Raw genomic sequence first — 20,288 nt, 5'->3', positions numbered from 1 at the left:
TACGATCATACTATCGACTAAGCCAAGCCTCCCGCACGCTGTCTGGGAAAGTCCCGTATGCGGTCTGGGAAAGATACTTAACTTGCGTGATGCGTAAGGCGCTCCAGATCTGTTGAGGACAACAGATCGACATTGTCGAACGGCTCGTCCTCGACCGTTCCTGCGCCGAGGAAAATCTTACGTGTGGCCCGCGAGTCTCTCTGATTTTTAAGGCCCTTCGCTCCATGCTCCATACTCCTCACTCCATGCTCCTCGCTCCATGCTCCTCACTCCATGCTCCTCGCCACTCGCCACTCGCTCCTCGCTCCTCGCTCCTCGCTCCTCGCTCCTCGCCACTCGCCACTCGCCACTCGCCACTCGCCACTCGCCACTCGCCACTCGCCACTCGCCACTCGCCACTTACAAACTTCCTGCGTCGACGATGATGTCTTGGCCGGTGATAGAACGGGCGGCGTCGCTCAAGAGAAAACAGACCGTCGAGGCTACGCTCTCCAAATCCGTTGCCTGCCGTAACGACGTGCGATGGTAAATCTTCTCTCGCTGCTCCACGGACAATCCACCCGACATGTCGGTCTCCATGAAACCAGGTACTACGCAATTGCTCCGTATCCCCTTGCTCCCCCACTCACGCGCGACTCCCTTCGAAAACGATTCCAACGCCCCCTTCGTGGCTCCATACATCGCTAACCCCTTGTACCCGGTCCGACTGCATATGGAACTGATATGAACCAACGAACCTCCGCGTCGGTGCAACAGCATGTTGCGAATAACAAATCGGGTCAGCTCCATCGGTGCGAAGACATTCACTCGAAAGCTATGCTCAAGCTCGCTCAGCGATAAATTCGTCACAAGATCGTCGTAAGCGATGGCCGCGTTGTTGACCAAGCCATCGAAGGGGATCGCGTTGCTATCGATTCCTTGCGATAAAGCCCCTTTCAGCCCAGCGATGTCGGACAAGTCTGCTTGAACCCAGTGCGTTTGGTCCCGCCACTTCGGCTCGCACTCCGCAGGCCACTCGGCTGGCCAATCCCGGGTTGAAGACTCCGAATCGCGGGCCAAGATCCACACATGGTCCCCCCGACGAAGAAGGGATTCGGCGATGGAACGACCGAGCCCTCGTGTTCCTCCCGTCAGCAAGATGTTCAACTTCGTCGCTCCTTCTTTCCCGTTGGCGAAATAACCAGCCCCTCGCGGAAGCTTATCACGCGGGGAATGGCATGCGTGGGCAGAATCCCTTGCAGGAGCTGACGGACATCGGCAACACGGAGCGAGGAGGAGGGTTCGATCGATAGTTCGGCCGCGACCAAGCTCCCAGTGACCGAATTCGGGACACCAAAGACCCTCGCATCGAGCACTCCGGGAAGAGAACAAAGCGCCGTTTCGACTTCATGCGGATTGACCTTCATCCCTCCCACATTGATCCAATCCGAACGCCGACCCGTGATGCGAATCTGAAGCGGCTCGTCGCCAAGGACTTCGACGGAATCCCCGGTATCCCAAAAACCATCGACACATTGGGAGCGAAGATTCTCCGCAACCAGGTCTTGATGAACCCAAAGTCGTTGCTCCTGGATTCGAATGGAATTGCGAACGGAATCGGGAACCAAAAAGGAATCGCCGTGGGAGTGAAAAAGAGTCCCCAACTCACTGGAGGCGTAGACGTTCCGGAATCGAGCGTTAGGAAAAAGCTGCCCCAGACGAGCTCGAATCGATGCATCCGCCACTTCCCCTCCCACCGTAACCGCTTGGACGAGCGGATAAGCCTCCGTATCCGCGGCAAGCAATCGGAAGTATGTCGGTGTGGCGCTCAAGTGCGAGACTTGGAAGCGGCGGATCCACTCCCGCGCCGTTGGCACCGGGAGACCGAAAAGGTTCACCAGCGTGTTCCCGTTGCAAAGGGCTTGCAGGAGAACTTGGATACCCGCAATCTTGGTCGGTTGGTACGCCAGACCCCAAACATCGTTCCCATGTTTCGGGGAGATTTGGACAGCTCGGGCAAGGTTTCCGATCGACTGCCGGATCGGCTTGGGATCTCCGGTGGTTCCCGAAGTCGATAGGACGATATGGCTCTTCGACGCTAGAACCCGCGACGAAAGTGCTTCGCCGTCGAAGGTGCCATCTGGCAATAGGAACGCCATGTCCGAACGATCTGCGTCCGACGACTGCGTCAAGCCTGACCATGAGGGTGGGTTTGAAAGAAGTTCGACTCCGGCCGAAGTCGACAAATCGCAGTCCCTATCGCGAAGGATCCTTGCGATCACCCCCAGCAAAAGGTAATAACCGTTCTCAGAACGGTGATCTTTGCTCTCGCCATTGCCCGAACGTCCCTCCACCGGCCCGTCGACTCCCCCCAACACACTCGTTTCCCCACGAGATAGGGCGGCGAGATCGGACAAAAGATCTCGGTAGGTCCAGATGGTGGGAGCGGATTGCTCGGCGAGGATTGGGTGATCGACGAAGAAGGGGCGATCAGCGTTGCATTTTCGCAAGGATCTCTCCGACGGTTTCGACGAGACCATCCGCAAAGATGTCGATTCCTGTAGCGGCCTCGATTTTCACGGTGAGGACTGCCAAGTCGAGGGAGTCCAAGTCGAGATCTTGCTTGAGGCGAGCGAGCGGCGTTAGCTCTGCCACTCTCTCCCTCCCCGACTCCTCCAGGACCTCGTTGATTTTGTTATGAAGGATTTGAGCGTTGGGCGTCATCGCAGCATTCAATACGCGTCTCTAATTCGCCATTCTGAAATCGAACTTCCATGACGGGCAGCTTCGATTTGCTCCCATAATAGAGGGATTCCCATCCCTCCACAATCTGCGTGTCGATGCGGCACGTGCTTCGGAACTCGATGCGGCATAGGGTCCGATCATCTTTCACCCCGACCCATTGTGGCTCGTTCCATTGCCATTGCCAATTGGGACTGATACGCCACCGGCAGACGTAATCGCCCTCTCCGTTCTTTCCATCGAGCGTTTGAAGTGAATCGCGAATGATGTAGAGCGAACCGTCTCGATCGATTTGGCGGCAATGCCGATAAGGAGTTGTCGTGTTGTAACGCACCGTGAGTTTCAGGTGAGTGGGGTGAACGATTCGCTCCTCGACGAACGGCCAATGGAACCAAAGAAAATTCGGGCCCTTGGTCATCTGCTCCCGCGATCCATATTGCACACTATTGTGCGAAGCGACTGAGTAAAAGAGTTTCTTCCACTGAGGATCTCGATGGTAGTAGAAGTAGCTCCCGGCATCCCGTAGGACATTTTCATGCTCATGCCATAGGTCGACATGCTGCATGTCGCATTGGCCTGGTCTGTCTCGGTAGTTCGATCCCTTGAGAAGCAAATAGCCTTTCCCATGGCGTAGGATGGCATAGCCTCCCTTCGGTGCATCCCAATAAGATTCTTCGGCAGGAGTCGTCGCAGGCTTGTTGGTCGCGATGGAGGCATCACCGTTCAACCAAAGGGACTTTTCCACTGCGAGTCCGTACTCTCGATCGCGTACGGGGATGCCAAGCATCGTGGAACCAGCCAGGAGTACCGGCCGATAATCGAGGTAGTCGCTGCAGGATAAAGGCAGGATATTCGCACCATCGTTCGAACCGAGGTTGGGGACTCGGCCTGTCGTATCGTCGACGAATTGATCCAACCAGCGAATTGCACTACCGACTCTCTCGATCGTCTCACTACGAAGCGGATCGTTGTTGATAGAACCAAGTCGGATCGCCCACAGCATGTCGTCGAGCATGACACGATGGTAGGACATCGAATGTTGCACGTAGGAACCGTCCTCGTAAATCTGCCGGGAGACTTCCGATTCGAGGGTTGTTCTGCCTTGGCGTTTCCATTGCTCTGCTTCCGGAAGTTCCGGGTACATGAGGCCGACCGTCCACAGCCCAACCGCTTCGCTCAACGCATGGTTGTTTTCTTGACTGATCGCGTAGTTGATATTGGACGCGATCCGTTTCGCGGACTGCCAAGCCAGGAGGTCAACCTTCTTGAGTCGGTCAGGGGTTGTGGCTGGACTCTCCAATACCGCGATGACGCTGAACAAGACGGCCATCCATCGAAACGCGACTTCTTGCCCGCACCCCCAAGCCACCGTTTGATTCACCGGATTCTGGTCCACCCAGGCTTCGATCAACTCCCAAACGGCCTGAGCAAACGTTTCGTCGCCATCGAATCGATAGGCACGCGCCAAGTGATAGAGCAGGGTAAGCCGCGAAGGCTCCCATACCAGTTTGATATCGTCGCGTTCTCCTCCCGATCGGGTGGTGCGCGGCCATAGGGGGCCGACGGGCCAATCGATTTGATGGGTTGCATCGGACTGGAAGTTCGGTGGCCAGCCGACAGGAGAGGTCCAATGGCTGAACATAGGATAATGGCCCGCCAAGGCGGATTGGATGGGTGCAACGACTTGTTCATTCCAAGTATCCTGTGGAACGATCGAACGAAGTTTTTCCGATTGGGGCATCGGAAAAAAGCGTTCGCGCCGTCGGTGCCATTGCGATATCCGGTTGGAGGGTTCTATCGATGCGAGAGGGCATCGATCCGAAGCATAGAGGCTTGGGTTTTGGCTCCGAATCAAACGACCGGAACGGAGTGCAAACGATTGAAGGAGCCGGCGAGGAACATTGTCCCATCCGACCCCTTTCGCGATCCAATAAGCTTTAGCGAGAGGATTCATCAAGTAATAGCCGTTTTCCGAACCGCGTTTATGTACCAGCCGTTCTCCGAACGGTGTCGCGCGTCCTAGCCAGTCTCTGACCGCAATCTTCGCTTTTCTTTTACCATCCAAGGGACGATCGCGATGCGAGATTGCGGGGAGGTGTTGCCTGTCGAAGACAAGCAGCAACAGAAACGCCGTTTGGAAAACGGCTATTACAAGCCGCTACTACTTGGCAGCTTGTTCGAGGACGTCGACGAAGGAGTCGGAGAGACGGTCGCGGTTGAACTCGCGCATCGCCAGGGCGCGGGAGGCAAGTCCCATGGCGCGACAGGCCTCGCGGTTGTCTGCCATCCAACACAGCGCGTCGGCAAACGCGTTGGAATCGTCCGGTGGAATGGCTTTGCCACACTGGTTCGCTTGGACTAAATCTGCAACCCATCCGGGGTAATTGTTGAGGACGGGTACCCCTGCGGCGAGATAGTCGAAGAATTTGTTGGGGGATGTTCCGTAGTAAAATGCAGGAACGTTGGCCAAGATCTGCATCCCCACATCGGCTCCCTGCAATAGGCCCGGTACCAGCTCCTTGCGAACATTGCCATGAAAGAGGACGTTGGTGATGTTCTCGTCGTTGACACGGCGGATCAATCGATCTTTGGTTTTCCCATCTCCGACCAGCAGAAGCTTGATATCGTTTCGTCCTCGTTGCTGGAGAACTTTACCGGCATCGAGAACGGCATCCAGACCGTTGGCGGGCCCGTGGGTGCCTGCGAAGATCGCTACGAAGTCATCCGAGGCGATCGATTCGGGGCGCCAAGGTTTGTTCGTTTCTGGATCAAAGAAATCCAGATCGCAACCGTTGGGGACCAAGGCGACGCGCTCGCGAGGAATATGCTTCGCAATGCCATCGACGATGCCGGGAGCAAGCCCAATGCATCGTTTCGAAGCTCGATACGCTCGCTTCTCCAAAACAGCCATGAGAAAGAGGACGACCGGGTTCTTGATGACTCCCATCGCCTTGGGAAGCTCCGGCCAGAGATCGCGGACTTCGAAAACAAAGGGACGCCATCGGAACCAGCTTGCTACCAAGCCTGGGATTGCGGCAGTCAAAGGAGTTGAGGTCGCGAAGACAAGATCGCATCGAGTTGTGAGCGCGATCCAGGAGCTGCGGAGCGAGTATTTCAGAAAGGTCCAAGTTCGTTGGAGCAGGCTATCGCGATTGGAAATGGGCAATTCCAGTTCGATGACATGGATGCCATCGACAGTCCCCTCGCGGCGTCCGTTTTGGAATGGGGCAGTAAGACCTGTATTCGCAGCCCCGTAGCTGGCGCAGACCATGGTGACCGAATGTCCTCGTTGGAGCAGCTTTTGCGCCATCTCATAGGATCGCGTCCCCGTGCTACCTTGTCGCGTCGAAAAATACTGATGGAAATACAATACGTGCATCTTGCTCAATTAGCGAGTAACGAGTGGTGAGTAGCGAGTAGTGAGTAGTGAGTAGTGAGTAGTGAGTAGTGAGTAGTGAGTAGTGAGTAGTGAGTAGTGAGTAGTGAGTAGTGAGTAGCGAGTAGTGAGTAGCGAGTAGTGAGTAGTGCATTGTCGAACGGCTCGTCCTCGACCGTTCCAGCACCGAGTACCACCTTTCTATCGGCTAAGCCACCTCTCCCTCACGCTGTGTAGGAGAGTCCCGCACGCTGTCTGGGAAAGATACTTAACTTGCGTGATGCGTTAGGCGCTCCAGATCTGTTGAGGACAACAGATCGACATTGTCGAACGGCTCGTCCTCGACCGTTCCAGCACCGAGTGCCACCTTACTATCGACTAAGCTACCTCTCCCGTCACGCTGTCTTGGAGAGTTTCCTAACTTGCGTGATGCGTTAGGCGCTCCAGATCTGTTGAGGACAACAGATCGACATTGTCGAACGTTTTCTTCGTTTGTCCTGAAAGGACTTGAGCCATTAGCCGGGGGTTGAGCGCAAGCGACACCCCCGGTGTGTTTCCCAAGGTTTTCGCATCCCGACGGGATGCAAGATGACTCTGTAATCCCTTCGGGATAGAAGAGGGTGTGGGGCGTGACCGGGGGTGTTGCTGCGCTCAACCCCCGGCTACAAGCTTTGATCCTTTCAGGATGAAAAGCCAAAGCGAATGTTCGCTCACCTTGCCGATGCTCTTACGGGAATCGCCCCGCCGCCATCCGGTACACGGGAATCTCCCCCCGAATGCTTCCTCAACGCACGGTTGCCGAAACGATCTTACCTTGTGCCATGCGTCAATCGCTCCAGATCTGTTGAGGACAACAGATCGACATTGTCGAACGGCTCGTCCTCGACCGTTCTTGCACGGAGTACCAGCTTACTATCGACTAAGCCACCTTTCCCGTACGCGGTCCGGGAAAGTCCCTCACGCTGTCTGGGAGTGAATCCTAACTTGCGTGATGCGTTAGGCGATCCTGATCTGTTGAGGACAACAGATCGACATTGTGGAACGGCTCGTCCTCGACCGTACTTGCTTACTTACACAAGGTGCGTGATGGTGGTATGGGTCGAGGCGGATTCGACGGCGGCGAGCGATGCGAGCGTTGTGTTGACGTAGCGACCTAAATCGCTTTCGAATGCCCGCTTGCCTTGCAATGCTTCGAGCAAGCCTGTGAATTGCTCTTTATGCCCCTTCTCCTGCCGGGCTGTTTTGAATCTTCGAAATCCCTTGAACCCATAACCGTGGGTCACGCGGAAGTTATCGATCTCCAGAACCCGATCATCCGAAAAGACGCGGTAGGTTTCTTTGGGATAGGCTTTGCTGCCATTGGCGAAGTAGCAAAGGTTGCCGATACTGCCATCTTCCAATGTAACATTGATGGTCATCTTGTCCTCGTGGATCGCTTCCCCGCCTGCCAGCTGTGATGCGGAAACGATTCGAATCTCGCTGTCGGTCACATAACTCATCCAGTCGAGGAAGTGACAGGCTTCTCCGATGATCCGCCCGCCACCGACCAAGGGATCGTGAACCCAGTGGTTCGCAGGGATGCTCCCGGCGTTGATCATGATCTGCATCGCTACCGGACCGGTACGTCCCCGAAGCAGTTCTTTGCAACGAACGGTGTGCGGACTAAACCGACGGTTGAACCCGACGATCAGTCTGCACGATGGCGCGTTCGCCGCCGTCGCAATGACGCTGTCGAGCTGTTCGCGAGTAATCGCTAAGGGCTTCTCCACGAAGACATGCTTCCCGGCCTCCAGCGATCGACAGATGAGCTGGGCGTGCGAATCGTGATTCGTGGTGAGGAAGACGAGATTGATTTCAGGATCCGACAGTACTTCGGTGAGATCGGTTGTTGCGCGTTCAAAACCAAACTTCTTGGCCGTATGCTGCACTTCCGAGGGAGTGGAACGTCCGGCGACAAATTTCCACCGGACCGGTAGCCCCTTCATCGCAGGCAACAGTGTGGCGCGTGTGAAGTTCCCTGCTCCGATCGCGGCTGCCGTTACCTGGGAGAGGGACGATGCAGAGGGGGACGCATGGGCGATCGACAGGGTCTGTGTTCGAGGAGTGTCCTGCGGAAATTCAAGGAGAACCCCGAGCGAGCTAGGGTTCTTTTGAATAGTTTCGTAGGCCGCGACCGCTTGATCGATCGGATATCGGTGCGTGAGAAGTTTGGTGAACGAAACTTGCCCTCTCCCCAACATCTGCAAGATCGCTTCGAAGTTGCGTTGCTCGGTCCAACGAACAAATCCGATGGGATAGTCGTTCCCTCCCTCTTCGTACGACGCGTCGTAGCGACCGGGACCATAGGAGCAGGAGACTTGGAAAGAGAGTTCCTTTTCGTAGAAATCGCTTCGGTTCAATTGAAGTCCGACGACACCCACCAATACGATACGCCCTCGTTTGCGGCACGACTTGGCGGCATGCCGGACAATGTCATCCGATTTGGCGGAAGCAGTGATCAAGACCGCATCGGCCCCGCGTTGCTGCGTGAGGTTATGGACCATGCCGCCGATATCACTGCATTCCAGGCCGTGAATCGTTTCGGCACCGAAGTCGCGTGCGAGCTTCAATCGGTCCGGGTGGATATCGATCCCGATGACATGGCATCCATTGGCGCGAAGGAGTTGAACCGTGATAAGGCCGATCAATCCCAATCCATAGACCACGACCGATTCACCCAGAGTGGGGGCAGCAAGGCGGATCCCTTGCAGCGCGATACTGGCCAGCACCGTAAAGGCGGCTTCCTCGGAAGGGACATTATCCGGGATCCGTGCGCATAGGTTTTTAGGTACTGAGACAAAGCCGGCATGCGGGCCATTCGAGACCACACGGTCGCCGATTTGAAATTCGGTGACACCGCTGCCGATATCAACGACGGTACCCGCGTTGCAGTATCCGAGTGGAAGGGGTTCCCCAAGCTTGGTGAATACGGCTTCGAGGGTGGGGAGCAAGCCATCGGTTTTGATTTTGTCGAGAACCTGCTTGACCTTCTCCGGTTGCGCTTTGGCTTTCCCCAGCCAACCTGCCTTCCCGAACTCGACCAGCATCTTCTCTGTACCTGCGGAGATAAGAGTCGATTCCGTGCGGATCAAGAGCCTGCCAGAGGAGACCGCCGGCACGGGAACTTCTTCGAGCATCGTTTGTCCATTACCGAGGTTTTGCAAAACTTGCAGCATAGGGGGGAACCGTTCTCCGAACGGTGTTCTTAGTTCTTAGTTCTTAGTGCTTAGTGCTTAGTGCTTAGTGCTTAGTGCTTAGTGCTTAGTGGCGAGTGGTTTTAGTCCCGGTAGGGACGAAAGAGCATCCCGGAATAGTGGAATTGTATCATCGCGATGTGAGGCAATATCGGATGGGCGCGGCTTCTTGTTTTGCGTCTTGCGCGAATGATCGTATCGGGGTGCCTTGAACAATGCGAGTTGCGTGTGGGCGAGATCTTTTACGAAGGCTTGAAAAACCATCTTTCGTCCCTAACAGGACTAAGGCCTCTCAACTCTCACTGCTTCTTTCTTATCTCGCTACTCGCTACTCGCTACTCGCTACTTTCTTCATTTCCAGCATCCTCGGGTGTCGATGACGACGCGTTGATCGAGGATACGTTTGGGGAGTTTTTTGAAGGGCTTGTGGTCGACCAACAGCAACACGATATCGGCGCGTTTGATCGCTTCATCGGCCGGTTCCAGTTTGGCCTTGCCGATGAGCGATTTGGGAAGCTCCTGGATATGCGGTTCGCACACGATCAGCTCTTCGCCGTAAAGGTCCGCGAGTTGTTCGGCGATATGGAGCGAAGGGCTTTCACGCAAGTCGTCGACATCGGCTTTGAAGGCGAGGCCTAGGCAGGCGATGACTGGTTTGCGAAATCGTTCGGCACGTTCTTTGACTTGCTCGATCACATGGTTTGGTTTGGAGTCGTTTACTTCCCGAGCGGTGCGAATGAGACGGGCTCGATCGGGGCAAGCGGCGACGATGAACCAGGGGTCGACGGCGATGCAATGGCCCCCGACTCCGGGGCCGGGTTGCAAGATCTTCACGCGAGGGTGACGGTTGGCCAGTTGGATCAATTCCCAGACATCGATATTGAGAGAATCGCAGACCATGGAGAGTTCGTTCGCGAAGGCAATATTCACATCGCGGTAGGAGTTCTCGGTCAGTTTCGCCATTTCCGCGGTGCGGGCGTCGGTGGTGAAGATCTCGGCGGAGCAGAAGGTTTCGTAGAGTTCCTTTGCCTTTTCGGAGGCTTCTGCGGTGAGTCCTCCAGCGATTCGATCGTTCGAGACCAGTTCTTTGAGCATTTGGCCGGGGAGAATCCGTTCCGGGCAGTGGGCGAAGAGGAAATCCTCTTCGGTGAATTGGCCTCCACACGCGTCGAGCAGCCAGTCCCGCATCAGTTCGGTTGTCCCAACGGGACTTGTCGATTCGAGGATGATGAGATCCCCTTTCTTCACGACAGGGGCGAGGGATCGGGTAGCGGCTTCTACGAAGGAGAGATCGGGCAAATTGGTTCCATCGCCATGATGGAAGGGAGTGGGGACCGCGACGATGAAGGTGGCGGCAGGTTGGGGGGCGGTAGCGGCGGTAAGATTTCCGCTTTGGACTGCAGCGCGGACGAGGATATCCAGATCAGGTTCTTCGATATGGATCCGTCCTTCGTTGATCGTCTGGACAACATGCGGTACCACGTCGACCCCGAGGACTTTCTTCCCTTTGGTTGCAAAGATGGAGGCAGTAGGAAGCCCGATATAACCGAGACCGAGAACGCAGATATCAAACATAGGGGAGTAGCGAGTAGCGAGTAGCGAAGGGCGAGTAGCGAAGGGCGAAGGGCGAGAAGTAGCCGCTTTCTAAGCGGCGTTTCTGTTTTCACCGCTCTCAGAGCGGTATTCGTTCACCCCTCTGCAGCCCAGTCGGTGGAAGGTGCAGGAAAGTGGTTTGCAGGGTGGTTGGACGGCGGCATACCTGTCGGAGACAGGTAGGAATAGAGATCGCCTTTTGGAAAACGGCTATTGTTATGCGGCTGTCGTTACGAGGCGGCGAATCTTTGCTGATCCATCGCCCATGAATTGATTCATCCACGAGTCGACGGCCAAGACAGCCAGAAGAGAATAACTACCGTCGGTTTCGCCGCGCTTGGTTGCTTGAACCAAGTCGTTTACGGCGTTGGTGTCGAAGACTTTTTCGAAACCATGTTGTTGCAAGTTCCGAAAGCGAACATCCAATTTACCATCGACAAGCCATTTTCGGACCGGGCCACCAAATCCGGTCTTGGGCCGATAAATCACATCGTGAGGTAAGTACCGCTCGGCAACTTTGCGGAGGATGTACTTTGTCGTTTTACCTCGCATTTTGAGGTTAATCGGGAGTTCGCATGCGAACTTGACAAGATCGAGATCGAGGTAAGGGACCCGGACTTCCACGCCCTCTGCCATGCTCATTTTGTCGGTGTAATTCAGGTTATGGTCGGCCAAGAAGTATTTCAGGTCCCAGAAAAGCATTTGGTTGAGAAGGGACGATTCGTCGGGGATCTTCGCAAGGGATTGAATGAGGCAATTCGACGGATCGTAGTCTTTCAATTCGCATTGGATGGAGCGGTCGAATAGCTTCGCAACGCGAGACTTATCGAGCCAGGTGTAGAAGCCGGCTGCGCGTTCCAAGCTTTGTTTGCCAAGCTGGAGAAGCAGCTTCTTCGCCCTGCGAGCTGTGGGGTTGGTGTTGGGGAGGTATCCGCCAAGAGATCGCAAAGCAGATTGGATGGGAGTAGGGATCCAAGACAAAAACCTCTCAAGGGATTCCGCTTGATGGCGGCGATAGCCACTAAACAAATCGTCTGCGGCGGTACCTCCGATAAGGACGATATCTCCTAGAGAGCGTGCATGCCGGCAAATATTACGAACATGGAGAGGAGCGACGTCCGCTTGCGGTTCGTCCAGGTGCCATATCATTTCGTCGAAGTGGTCGAGGACTTCGTGGTTACCGTCGACCACTTGGAGGTCCAAGTCGAGAGATTGGGCTACTTTCTGTGCGTAAGTAAAATCATCCACAAAGCCGTCGGAGGTTTTTCCATGGGGGCCCCCCTCGTTGGGATTACCAATTGTGTAGCAGCGGAACGATTCGCCGATTTGTTTTCGTGCGATGGCGGCGAGAAGGCTGGAATCTAGTCCTCCGGACAGGAAGAAACCGACCGGCACATCCGCAAGGAGTTGACGCTTGACCGTTTGTTGGAGGAGTGAATCGAGTTGGTCGACGCAATCATCGGTGGAGCGGAATGAGGTACGTTCGCCGGAGAAAGGGAGTTCGTAGTACTGTTGAGGGCGGACCGACCCGGAGAAGGAGGTTAAGTCAATTTCCAGGAAGTGACCTGCTTCGAGTTTTTTGATCTTGGCGAAAGGAGTTTGTTCGCCGGGAGACCAAAGAAAGGTCAGGTAGTTGGAGATTGCCTGATGGTTGAGGGATTTGTCGATGCCAGGGAGAAACGCGAGTGACTTTAGCTCCGAGGCGAGGAAAAACTCGTCGTTACTGCTGTAGAAATATGCTGGTTTGACGCCCAGTGGGTCGCGTGCGATGGTCAATTTTTGGGATCGTTTGTCGAAGACAGCGAATGTAAAAATCCCGTTGAGTTTTGGAAGGGCATCGAGCCCGAGGGTTGCGAATGTGTGGAGAAGGGTTTCGGTATCGGAATGCCCTCGGAATGAGACATGGGAAAGAAGCTGTCGTCGAATATCTAGATGGTTGTAGATTTCCCCATTGAATACGATGGTGAATCGGCCATCGGGGGTCCGCATAGGCTGGCTCCCGTTTGGGGACAGATCCTGAATCGCCAGCCGTTGGTGGCCGAGTGCGAGCGGGGATTCGAAAAGAATCGCATTCTCGTCAGGGCCACGGTGATCCTGAAGATGAAAGAATGGCGTCAAATGGGGCGTCGCTCTGTTGGCAAGGGCGACAAAAATACCGCACATACGGTAATCTCGGCGTTAAACGGTGAGGATGCGTGGACACCGAAACAAGTATTCATGTGGATTCAAAATTTGCAAGAAATCGGTACGACAAAATGTCGTGCTTTTCGGTTTTTGTTTGCGCGGTCAACCAAGCGACCAATTCCAAAGCGTTTTTGTTGTCTGATGCGAGGCACACTTCTGTCCCGGCGATGGCATAGGAGGTTCTAGCGAACACATGAAACAGCTTCACTTGCACGGCAGCTACCACCGGACGAGATTCCACGGAGTAGTTCGACTAGTCACCGGTTCGCCCAAGCACTCAACGTGCTTGTGATTGAAGCCGGTAACTTCTGTTTACTTTCAGCAGCTTATTTCGGCTTCTCAACCTCGATCATCAACTGCAATCCGTGGCCTTTAAGGAACCGTTTAATGAACGACCTCGGCCAAATGGCTTTAGCGAATTTCAAAAGTTGACCGCGGTGCCGTTGCCCTGCTTCAGAAGTCAGAAGATCCGCATGGGTCAGATTCGTCTCGATTCCCTTTACGTCGAAGCGGCTAAAAAGCGATCTTGCCTCATTAATCGAATAAGCCTTTGTTCCGGGGCTTTCGAGGTAGTCTGAATAAATGGAGTCCAGCGAAAGAAAAGGACGCCCGCGGAGAAGTGCGTACCGACTCCAAAGCATATACCCAACTATCGAATACTTGTGGTAAATCATGATCTTTGCGAAGCCGCCTGGCTTTAGCACTCGGTAGACTTCTTGAATAGCCTTCGGTGTGTCGGGTGAGTGATGTAGCACACCCCAAGAATAAACAGCATCGAAAGAGCAATCATCGAACGGCAGGTTCTCAGCATCTGCAGTCAGCAATCTAGATTTTAGTCCCAATTGTTCGAATCGGCGCTGGCAATGACTTACAGCGCGCTCAGTTAGGTCGACTCCAGTAAGAATCGCTCCTGACTCCGCAAGTCGCTGATGATCGGCCCCCAGCCCTACTCCAATCTCAAGGGTGACTTTCCCTGAATATCGTTCGAAGTCTCCAAATGCCAAGATCTCGGGTTCAAGTTCGTACCGGATCCGAGAATGTTCTAAATAATCATCTCTAGAAAAACCATCTAGATACAGGTGTTCTCCGCAGGAGCCTGACTCCCAAAACTGCTGAACGTTTGATTTTTCCGGTGTAGACATGACTCACACTTCTGCAGCGAAACAGTCACGAGAAAGTACTGAAAGAGAGTCTGTATCGACTCCAATACGCAAATGATTGCGGATCCATGACAAAATCTTAGCGATCGAACAATCTATAGTGACTTTGAGCGTGGCATAATGGCATCACTAGCAAGCGTATCCCGACAGCAGGTCACACACCACGTCAATTTTGTCCTCGATTCTCCGAATTGCTGGCTTCTGTTCCTCTTCGCTCAAACAGCGAATAATGGTTCGACCGATTGACTCCGGTGAGCTTGGATCGAACTTGTAATCCGTGGATACGATCTCGTCGATCCAGTTCGTGTTGCTTGCCACGACGGGTTTTTTGAGCGTTGCGGCTTCTACCAATCCAAGACCGAGTGTTTCCAGAACAGATGGAAACACAACGGCTTTGGATTCCCGCATGACTGAAAAAACTTGATCATGGCTGATAGTTCCCAGTAGTCGAATATCCGCGCCGTTGGAAATCGCAGAGTTCAATGCACTTTGGAATGACGGGTCAGCCACTTCCCCAAGGGTTAGACCAAGCGTAAATCGCTGGTTATGATCTTGGCACCAAGAAATTGCCCGGATCAAATTGCAATGATTCTTGTGGTAAGAGAAATTGCTTGGATAGAACAGGTCAAGTTTATGATTAATGTTTTGGGCATCAATGGAAAATTGTGGCGGCCTAAAAAAGGGAGCTACGACGACTTTACCGTCTTCAAGCCGCAGCCACTTCGCAAGACGACCCTTTACAAAATTAGTTTGAACAATCCATGTGTCTGTATTTACCTTTAAAAACTTAATGCTCAATTGGATTGCAAGAATCCGGAGACGTACACGGAGGGGTATTGCTTTAGGTGCTAATCCAGGTAAAAGATATGCATTATGAAAAAAAGTTAGATGGCGGCAATTTGGAAAGCGCTTTCGCAATGGAATGTTTCCAAAAGACAGTATGGAGTCTGGTTTGTACTGTGTTGCAAGCTTCTCGATCGCGGCCTGCCGCCTCGGATCAAATGGACCGAAGGAGTTTATTTGGTAGGATCGGTTAAGTTCTTTGGTAAACTGCTTGGGAACTACGAAGAAGCAACTGTGACCGAATTCAACTAGCTTATCATTGAGATACTGAGCCAGAATGTTGGATCCGCCCCCGCTGTTGCTTGCATCCACCAAAATAGAAGCACGCTTGCGATTCACTTATATCGCCTTCAAAACAAATAAATTGTGAGAAAGGTGTTGTTCGAAGCCAAAATATCGGCGATCGGCCGGCACGATGCGCATTAGAAAAGATATTTCGACGTACTGCTTGAAATGTACGATAGTAGACCGCAGTGTAGGATCAAAGAAGAAAGATGCCGTGGCGAATCCTCTAGGCAAGTAGTCACTAGGGGACTATACGTCGTGGTATTCCGTGCATCGTACTGTCTTGAATTAACGCGTCTCGAGCATCTCTCTATAGAGATCACAATACTTTGCAGCGATGATTTCCGGCTGAAATCGACGAATGTTCAAAAAGCCTTTTTCGACCATCGCTCGTCTAGATTCATGATCTGTAATTAGTTTTGTAATGGCGGCACGTATCTCAAGTGGGTCTTCTGGGTTCACTAAAATAGCTGCGCCTCCGGCAACTTCAGGCATGCTACTTTTGCTAGAGGTTATTACCGGGACACCACAGGATTGTGCCTCGAGAATAGGAAGTCCAAAACCTTCACTGTGGCTAGCGAAAAAAAGTATATCATTTTCATGATAAATAGCTCGCATGCGCTCGTCGGAAACGTCCGATTCGTTCTTGAAGAGCACACCATACTCGTTTAGAAGCTTTAGATTTGAGTCCGAAATGGCTCCTACAATATGAAGTTTGCACTTTAGTCCTCTTACTGCCTTTATCAGGCCATCGAGGTTCTTTAGCCGAGCAGAACCTATTTGTAGAATACTGGGAGTAATACTGTCGAATTCGCGATTGGTGGGCGCCGTAGAGAGGGTAACGCAGTTCTCGATTACGACTAACTTCTCACCTAGTTGTCCGACTTCTTTTTCAAGCTCTTTTCGCGTTGACTCTGAGATGACTGTAATGCGTCTTGCGAAGATACAGGGGAGTTTAAACCAGACAAGCTTGTATATAGCTCTCTTGATCCCCTTGAAGGATCGCAACCTTTCGCAGTCGTGGATGGTAAGTATAGTCTTCTTTCTTGTCGGTATGGCGAGGTAGTGAGCATCCCCAGTGATATGTAATACGTCTGTCGAATGGAAGTATACGTGCGCAATGTTAGCGATTAGGTTGCGTAACGAAATTCTGGTCTTTGGAAGTGTGAGGAATTCACAGTGATAGTCACGGCTTATTAGGGGTTCCAGGGTCCGAAAAAGGCGCTCAATACTATGGATTCCAGGCCTTGGGCAACGCAAAACGAGTGTGACGTGAGGCTTGGGTTGCGTGTCTGTCATTCTTTCTTACGATTGGGACGGTGCGGGCTGCGGCATGTTTCGATGGTGTTTTGTCAGTCGGACTTGAGATTTCTAACGTTGATGTGTGATATCAAGGCGAATTAGTTAATTAACCAACTGAATACATGCGAGGGGGAGCCGGATAGAAACGTGACTCAAGTAAATACAACAAAGCGAAAAAAATTTCTGCACGATTGAAGCCACTTGCTCGCAAATTCGCCTGTATTTATGGTACATGCGGAACAACACCGGAATTTAGCCATCGACTCGATAGCAATAGTGGCCTTGGTCACTTGGCGCTGCGATAATGCCAGGGGTTTATAAAGCAATGCAAAATGGGATGGATTGGTGGCGTTACTTAGCAAGTTATACAGTTGGGTTCTGCTTCCTTAGAATCGCAACGGCATTAGGGTCGAGGGGCAATCTCTTCGAATAATACGTGTAGCCAAGTATGATTTCAATGAGGTCTCTTAGCAGAAAGAACAGTCTCTTTGCATAGCGGTAGCGAGATTCGTTCGCGACGCGCGACGCATTGCGGTAGGTTTGAATCGCGAGGCCGGAATTGATACACAAATGTTCAAGTTTTGCACGGCAAAGCCAGGAACGATGTGTATGGTCGCCGTTTAATAGAGGTATGGAAAACGGACTTTCGCCATTCGGAAAGCGCAAGATGACGCGTCCGTCATCACTCAATAAATCCCGCACCTTCTTGAGAAAATGCCTGATTTCTTCTGTTGAAAGGTGTTCGATGACGTCAAACGCGACGATACAGTCGAACTTTCTCCCTGCGAGAGAGTTGTCTTCGGACTCGGATGCGATATTGCTGTGAAACGCCTCAAATCCCTTTGAGACTGCAGCGGTCACTAACTCAGGAATAATTTCCAATCCCGTAATGTTGAGATTTTGAGTCTTTGCCCACTCTAGAAACTCCCCGTTGCCGAAGCCTATTTCTAAAAGAGAATTCGGCTTTCTCGTGAGATCTCTAAAGATCTCCTTTTCAAAGTACCGGGCATTTGCTCCAGATAAGGCGTTTTCGCGGCCCCAACCCTTCCATTCTCGGTAATCGATATATTCTGGATTCATGGTATGCGTTCGACATATTCGTCGATGAGTTCATCGGATCGAGTGAAGCGGCACAGGCAGTCTCATGCAAAGGCTTCAGGTTTTGATGCCTGATTGTTCCCGAGGCTCTTTGCGACTGCTGTGAATACATAGAATAGAACAAAGCACATTATTGCTTCGAGGACCAACAGGCGAGTTGCGCCGATTGCACCGTTGTCCATTAGTCTTGTTGGGCTGCAAATAACGACTTGTAGGATTAGAAACAATGACATGTTTTTCGGAGCGATATGTCTCGCCGCGCCATGCTCAATCAGCAGCAATACAGTGTATGTCATTCCACAAAAAAGGAAGCCGTATATCCATCCACCCCGGGCATACCCATCAACAAACGGAGGAAGTTCAACACTGCTTACTTTCATGCCGTCGCTTCTATAGTGGACTGCAAAACCAAAGGGTTGGAGTCGCATGTGTGCAGAATACATGCTTCCGGATGTTTGGTCGGAGCCAATTCGGATGCTTCTGGTTGCTTCTATTTCGTCATATAGGTCATCGAAGCCCCAATAGGGAACGATTTCCGGACTCATGCAGGGGACGACAAGTGGAGGCCAGAGTGTTAAGCGATTAAATGCGTTAAAGAAAACATCTCCCGCTTTACTCATCGTATTCTCAATTGCATTTGCGCTCACTCGGCTCGTGAGTGATCCCGACTCAAGGGCGCTTGCGAGGTCCTTTCTGCCAACAATGTCGCGAGCTACGCCAATGTAAGCACCTGCAAACAGAAGGAGCGCGGCAACCGGAATCAGAATGGTTGTTCCAATCTGGAATCGCAATTTCCAGCTTGGTAATCCAATCGCAAATCCAACGAGAAAAAGAATTAGTGGGATAAAGGCCTGTCCGCGTGTGCCGGTAATTACCGAGATTACGATTTGACAAGCGAGCACAACGAGCCAGAAGCGAAACGCGATTTTAAGCCGGAACGCGGTCAGGCCAACAAAAAACGGAGTCATGTTCAATGCTCCGTCTAGTCGCCTCGCTATGTAATATATCGGATTGGAAAAGTCAGTTATTGCTACCCAGTAGAATAGATTGAGAAATCCTGCCAATATTAGGAATATCTCAAAAGTTCGGTCTGCGTGTCTAAAGAGATCGAGGTTGAACGTCTGCTGGTTCGATGGTGTACGTCGGAGTGGAAGCACAACGAGCAGCATCGCGATGGTCCAGTTTGCAGCTGACGCTCCAACCGCAGCTCTACCCGGTGACTCAAGCAACGCTTCACTCCAAGGAAGTGTATGGGAGTCAGAAAGTAAGACAGAGCAGCAGAGCATTAGCAGGAAGATCTTTTGTAATGCATTGAATACGAAGACTGTTTTGGCGGCGAGTGATGTTGACGACTTGACTATTCGCGTCCATAAAACTGCATCGAGGACTAGGAACAGCGCTACCAAAAGCATTAAGAGAGATAACACGATGGGCTTAAGATTTATTCGAGGACAGGTATTTTAAGACTGGTTGTAACCGTTCGGCATTCGAATATCCAGATATGATACATCGTTGCCTTCCTGCATTCGCGATTGTTTCGCGTTTGGCAGGATGATCTAAGTAATACCGTGCCTTATTGAAGAGTTCTTCATTGCTCGCAAAAAACTCTGCTTCCTCGCCCTCTTTAAATAGTGCCAGATGTTCTTGAGTTCTCTCCGCAAGCATGAAGACTCCGCAGGCTGGAACTTCGATAGAGCGGGTGGTTTGAAGGTCTCTGTTCTGCTTTCTGAGAAATCCGAGTGCGATTTTCGAAGCACATAGTGCTTTCGCATAATTTGCATCTACGATAAAACCCGGGTGAATCGATACGTTGGGGTACAAGTTTTCGTACCTGTTCCAAGCGCTTCCGTTCCCGAATAATGCGATCTTGAGGCCTCTAGAGGCTAGGTATTCAATGGACTGATCCCTCTCCATCTCGGATGCTCCAATGAAAACGATATCGCTGCCTAATCTCTTTACTTCCTCGGGTGTTAGATCATAAGGTTTGTGGATCGTAGGTTCATACGCATTACCAACGAAGAGAGCGTCCTTGGCCCCCGCATGTATAAGTTCGGGAATGTTATATGTTTTAGTTGATACGTGAAGATCATAAAGGGGGATTCCTAATGTCCAACGCACGGTTTGGTTGACTGGGTTGAACATATCATCGGGAGAGTAATTCACAAGTTTCGCTTGCGGTTGGCGAGCTTTAAAGAGACGAAGTGTCTGCGGATCTAGCTGTTGCCCCTTATCAACCCAAAGTATGTCCCATTTGTCGTTCTTGGAAAGACGATGAAGATTACTGTCTACACGTTTCCAGTCTACAAATTGATTTGTGCGAAACGCGATTGAAAGCATAAGCCGTTTGAAGCGGTTGGTACGGCCATAGCGTCCAAATGGCAACGTTGTGTCAATTGCATATACTTGACATCCCAGTTGCTGCAGAGCCCAGAGGCGGTGAAGCGCGGTGCTACCGTGGCATAGTTGTCCTACATATATGGTTTTCATGCTATG

Annotated in this window: 15 protein-coding genes; all 15 read right to left on the bottom strand. The window is 52.2% G+C overall.

Annotated elements, in window-relative coordinates:
* Positions 1-207: 207 nt before the first annotated feature.
* The 15 genes from VN12_RS25720 to VN12_RS06545 all read right to left on the bottom strand — a co-directional run bounded on the left by VN12_RS25720 (position 208) and on the right by VN12_RS06545 (position 20,282).
* Complete coding sequence (locus tag VN12_RS25720; protein ID WP_168164256.1) at positions 208-399, bottom strand: hypothetical protein; 192 nt, start codon at positions 397-399, stop codon at positions 208-210.
* Positions 400-1,146, bottom strand: coding sequence for an SDR family NAD(P)-dependent oxidoreductase (locus VN12_RS06615; RefSeq protein ID WP_146676085.1), 747 nt, complete (start codon positions 1,144-1,146; stop codon positions 400-402).
* Positions 1,143-2,489, bottom strand: a complete 1,347-nt coding sequence (locus VN12_RS06610) for an AMP-binding protein (protein ID WP_168164255.1) — start codon at positions 2,487-2,489, stop codon at positions 1,143-1,145. The genes VN12_RS06615 and VN12_RS06610 overlap by 4 nt, the downstream gene beginning before the upstream one ends.
* Positions 2,470-2,703 carry a phosphopantetheine-binding protein gene (locus VN12_RS06605; protein WP_146676083.1) on the bottom strand — a complete coding sequence of 78 codons (234 nt, stop codon included), beginning with the start codon at positions 2,701-2,703 and terminating at the stop codon, positions 2,470-2,472. The genes VN12_RS06610 and VN12_RS06605 overlap by 20 nt, the downstream gene beginning before the upstream one ends.
* Positions 2,675-4,786 carry a heparinase II/III family protein gene (locus VN12_RS06600; protein ID WP_146676082.1) on the bottom strand — a complete coding sequence of 704 codons (2,112 nt, stop codon included), beginning with the start codon at positions 4,784-4,786 and terminating at the stop codon, positions 2,675-2,677. The genes VN12_RS06605 and VN12_RS06600 overlap by 29 nt, the downstream gene beginning before the upstream one ends.
* Positions 4,787-4,882: 96 nt before the next feature.
* Positions 4,883-6,100, bottom strand: coding sequence for a glycosyltransferase family 4 protein (locus VN12_RS06595; protein ID WP_146676081.1), 1,218 nt, complete (start codon positions 6,098-6,100; stop codon positions 4,883-4,885).
* A 1,067-nt stretch (positions 6,101-7,167) separates the two neighbouring features.
* Positions 7,168-9,312, bottom strand: a complete 2,145-nt coding sequence (locus VN12_RS06585; RefSeq protein ID WP_146676080.1) for a bi-domain-containing oxidoreductase — start codon at positions 9,310-9,312, stop codon at positions 7,168-7,170.
* Between the two features lie 369 nt (positions 9,313-9,681).
* The gene (gene wecC, locus VN12_RS06580; RefSeq protein ID WP_146676079.1) at positions 9,682-10,905 is read right to left on the bottom strand and encodes a UDP-N-acetyl-D-mannosamine dehydrogenase; all 1,224 of its coding nucleotides are present in this window, start codon (positions 10,903-10,905) and stop codon (positions 9,682-9,684) included.
* A 234-nt stretch (positions 10,906-11,139) separates the two neighbouring features.
* Positions 11,140-13,086, bottom strand: coding sequence for an asparagine synthase (glutamine-hydrolyzing) (gene asnB, locus VN12_RS06575; RefSeq protein ID WP_146676078.1), 1,947 nt, complete (start codon positions 13,084-13,086; stop codon positions 11,140-11,142).
* A 347-nt stretch (positions 13,087-13,433) separates the two neighbouring features.
* Positions 13,434-14,249: a class I SAM-dependent methyltransferase gene (locus VN12_RS06570; protein WP_146676077.1), complete on the bottom strand. Its 816-nt coding sequence runs from the start codon at positions 14,247-14,249 to the stop codon at positions 13,434-13,436.
* A gap of 147 nt (positions 14,250-14,396) precedes the next feature.
* Positions 14,397-15,449 carry a glycosyltransferase gene (locus tag VN12_RS06565; protein ID WP_146676076.1) on the bottom strand — a complete coding sequence of 351 codons (1,053 nt, stop codon included), beginning with the start codon at positions 15,447-15,449 and terminating at the stop codon, positions 14,397-14,399.
* A 234-nt stretch (positions 15,450-15,683) separates the two neighbouring features.
* On the bottom strand, positions 15,684-16,694 hold the full coding sequence (locus tag VN12_RS06560) for a glycosyltransferase family 4 protein (RefSeq protein WP_146676075.1): 1,011 nt from the start codon (positions 16,692-16,694) through the stop codon (positions 15,684-15,686).
* A gap of 366 nt (positions 16,695-17,060) precedes the next feature.
* Complete coding sequence (locus VN12_RS06555) at positions 17,061-17,777, bottom strand: class I SAM-dependent methyltransferase (protein ID WP_146676074.1); 717 nt, start codon at positions 17,775-17,777, stop codon at positions 17,061-17,063.
* A gap of 62 nt (positions 17,778-17,839) precedes the next feature.
* Positions 17,840-18,763 (bottom strand): hypothetical protein, encoded by a 924-nt coding sequence (locus tag VN12_RS06550; protein ID WP_146676073.1) that lies wholly within the window; start codon positions 18,761-18,763, stop codon positions 17,840-17,842.
* A 466-nt stretch (positions 18,764-19,229) separates the two neighbouring features.
* A complete protein-coding gene (locus VN12_RS06545; protein ID WP_146676072.1) occupies positions 19,230-20,282 on the bottom strand; it encodes a glycosyltransferase in 1,053 nt (350 codons plus the stop codon).
* Positions 20,283-20,288 lie beyond the last annotated feature (6 nt).

It is taken from the genome of Pirellula sp. SH-Sr6A, from assembly GCF_001610875.1.
Taxonomy (GTDB): Bacteria; Planctomycetota; Planctomycetia; order Pirellulales; family Pirellulaceae; genus JBKCUI01.
This window is presented reverse-complemented; position numbering and strand designations above follow the sequence as displayed.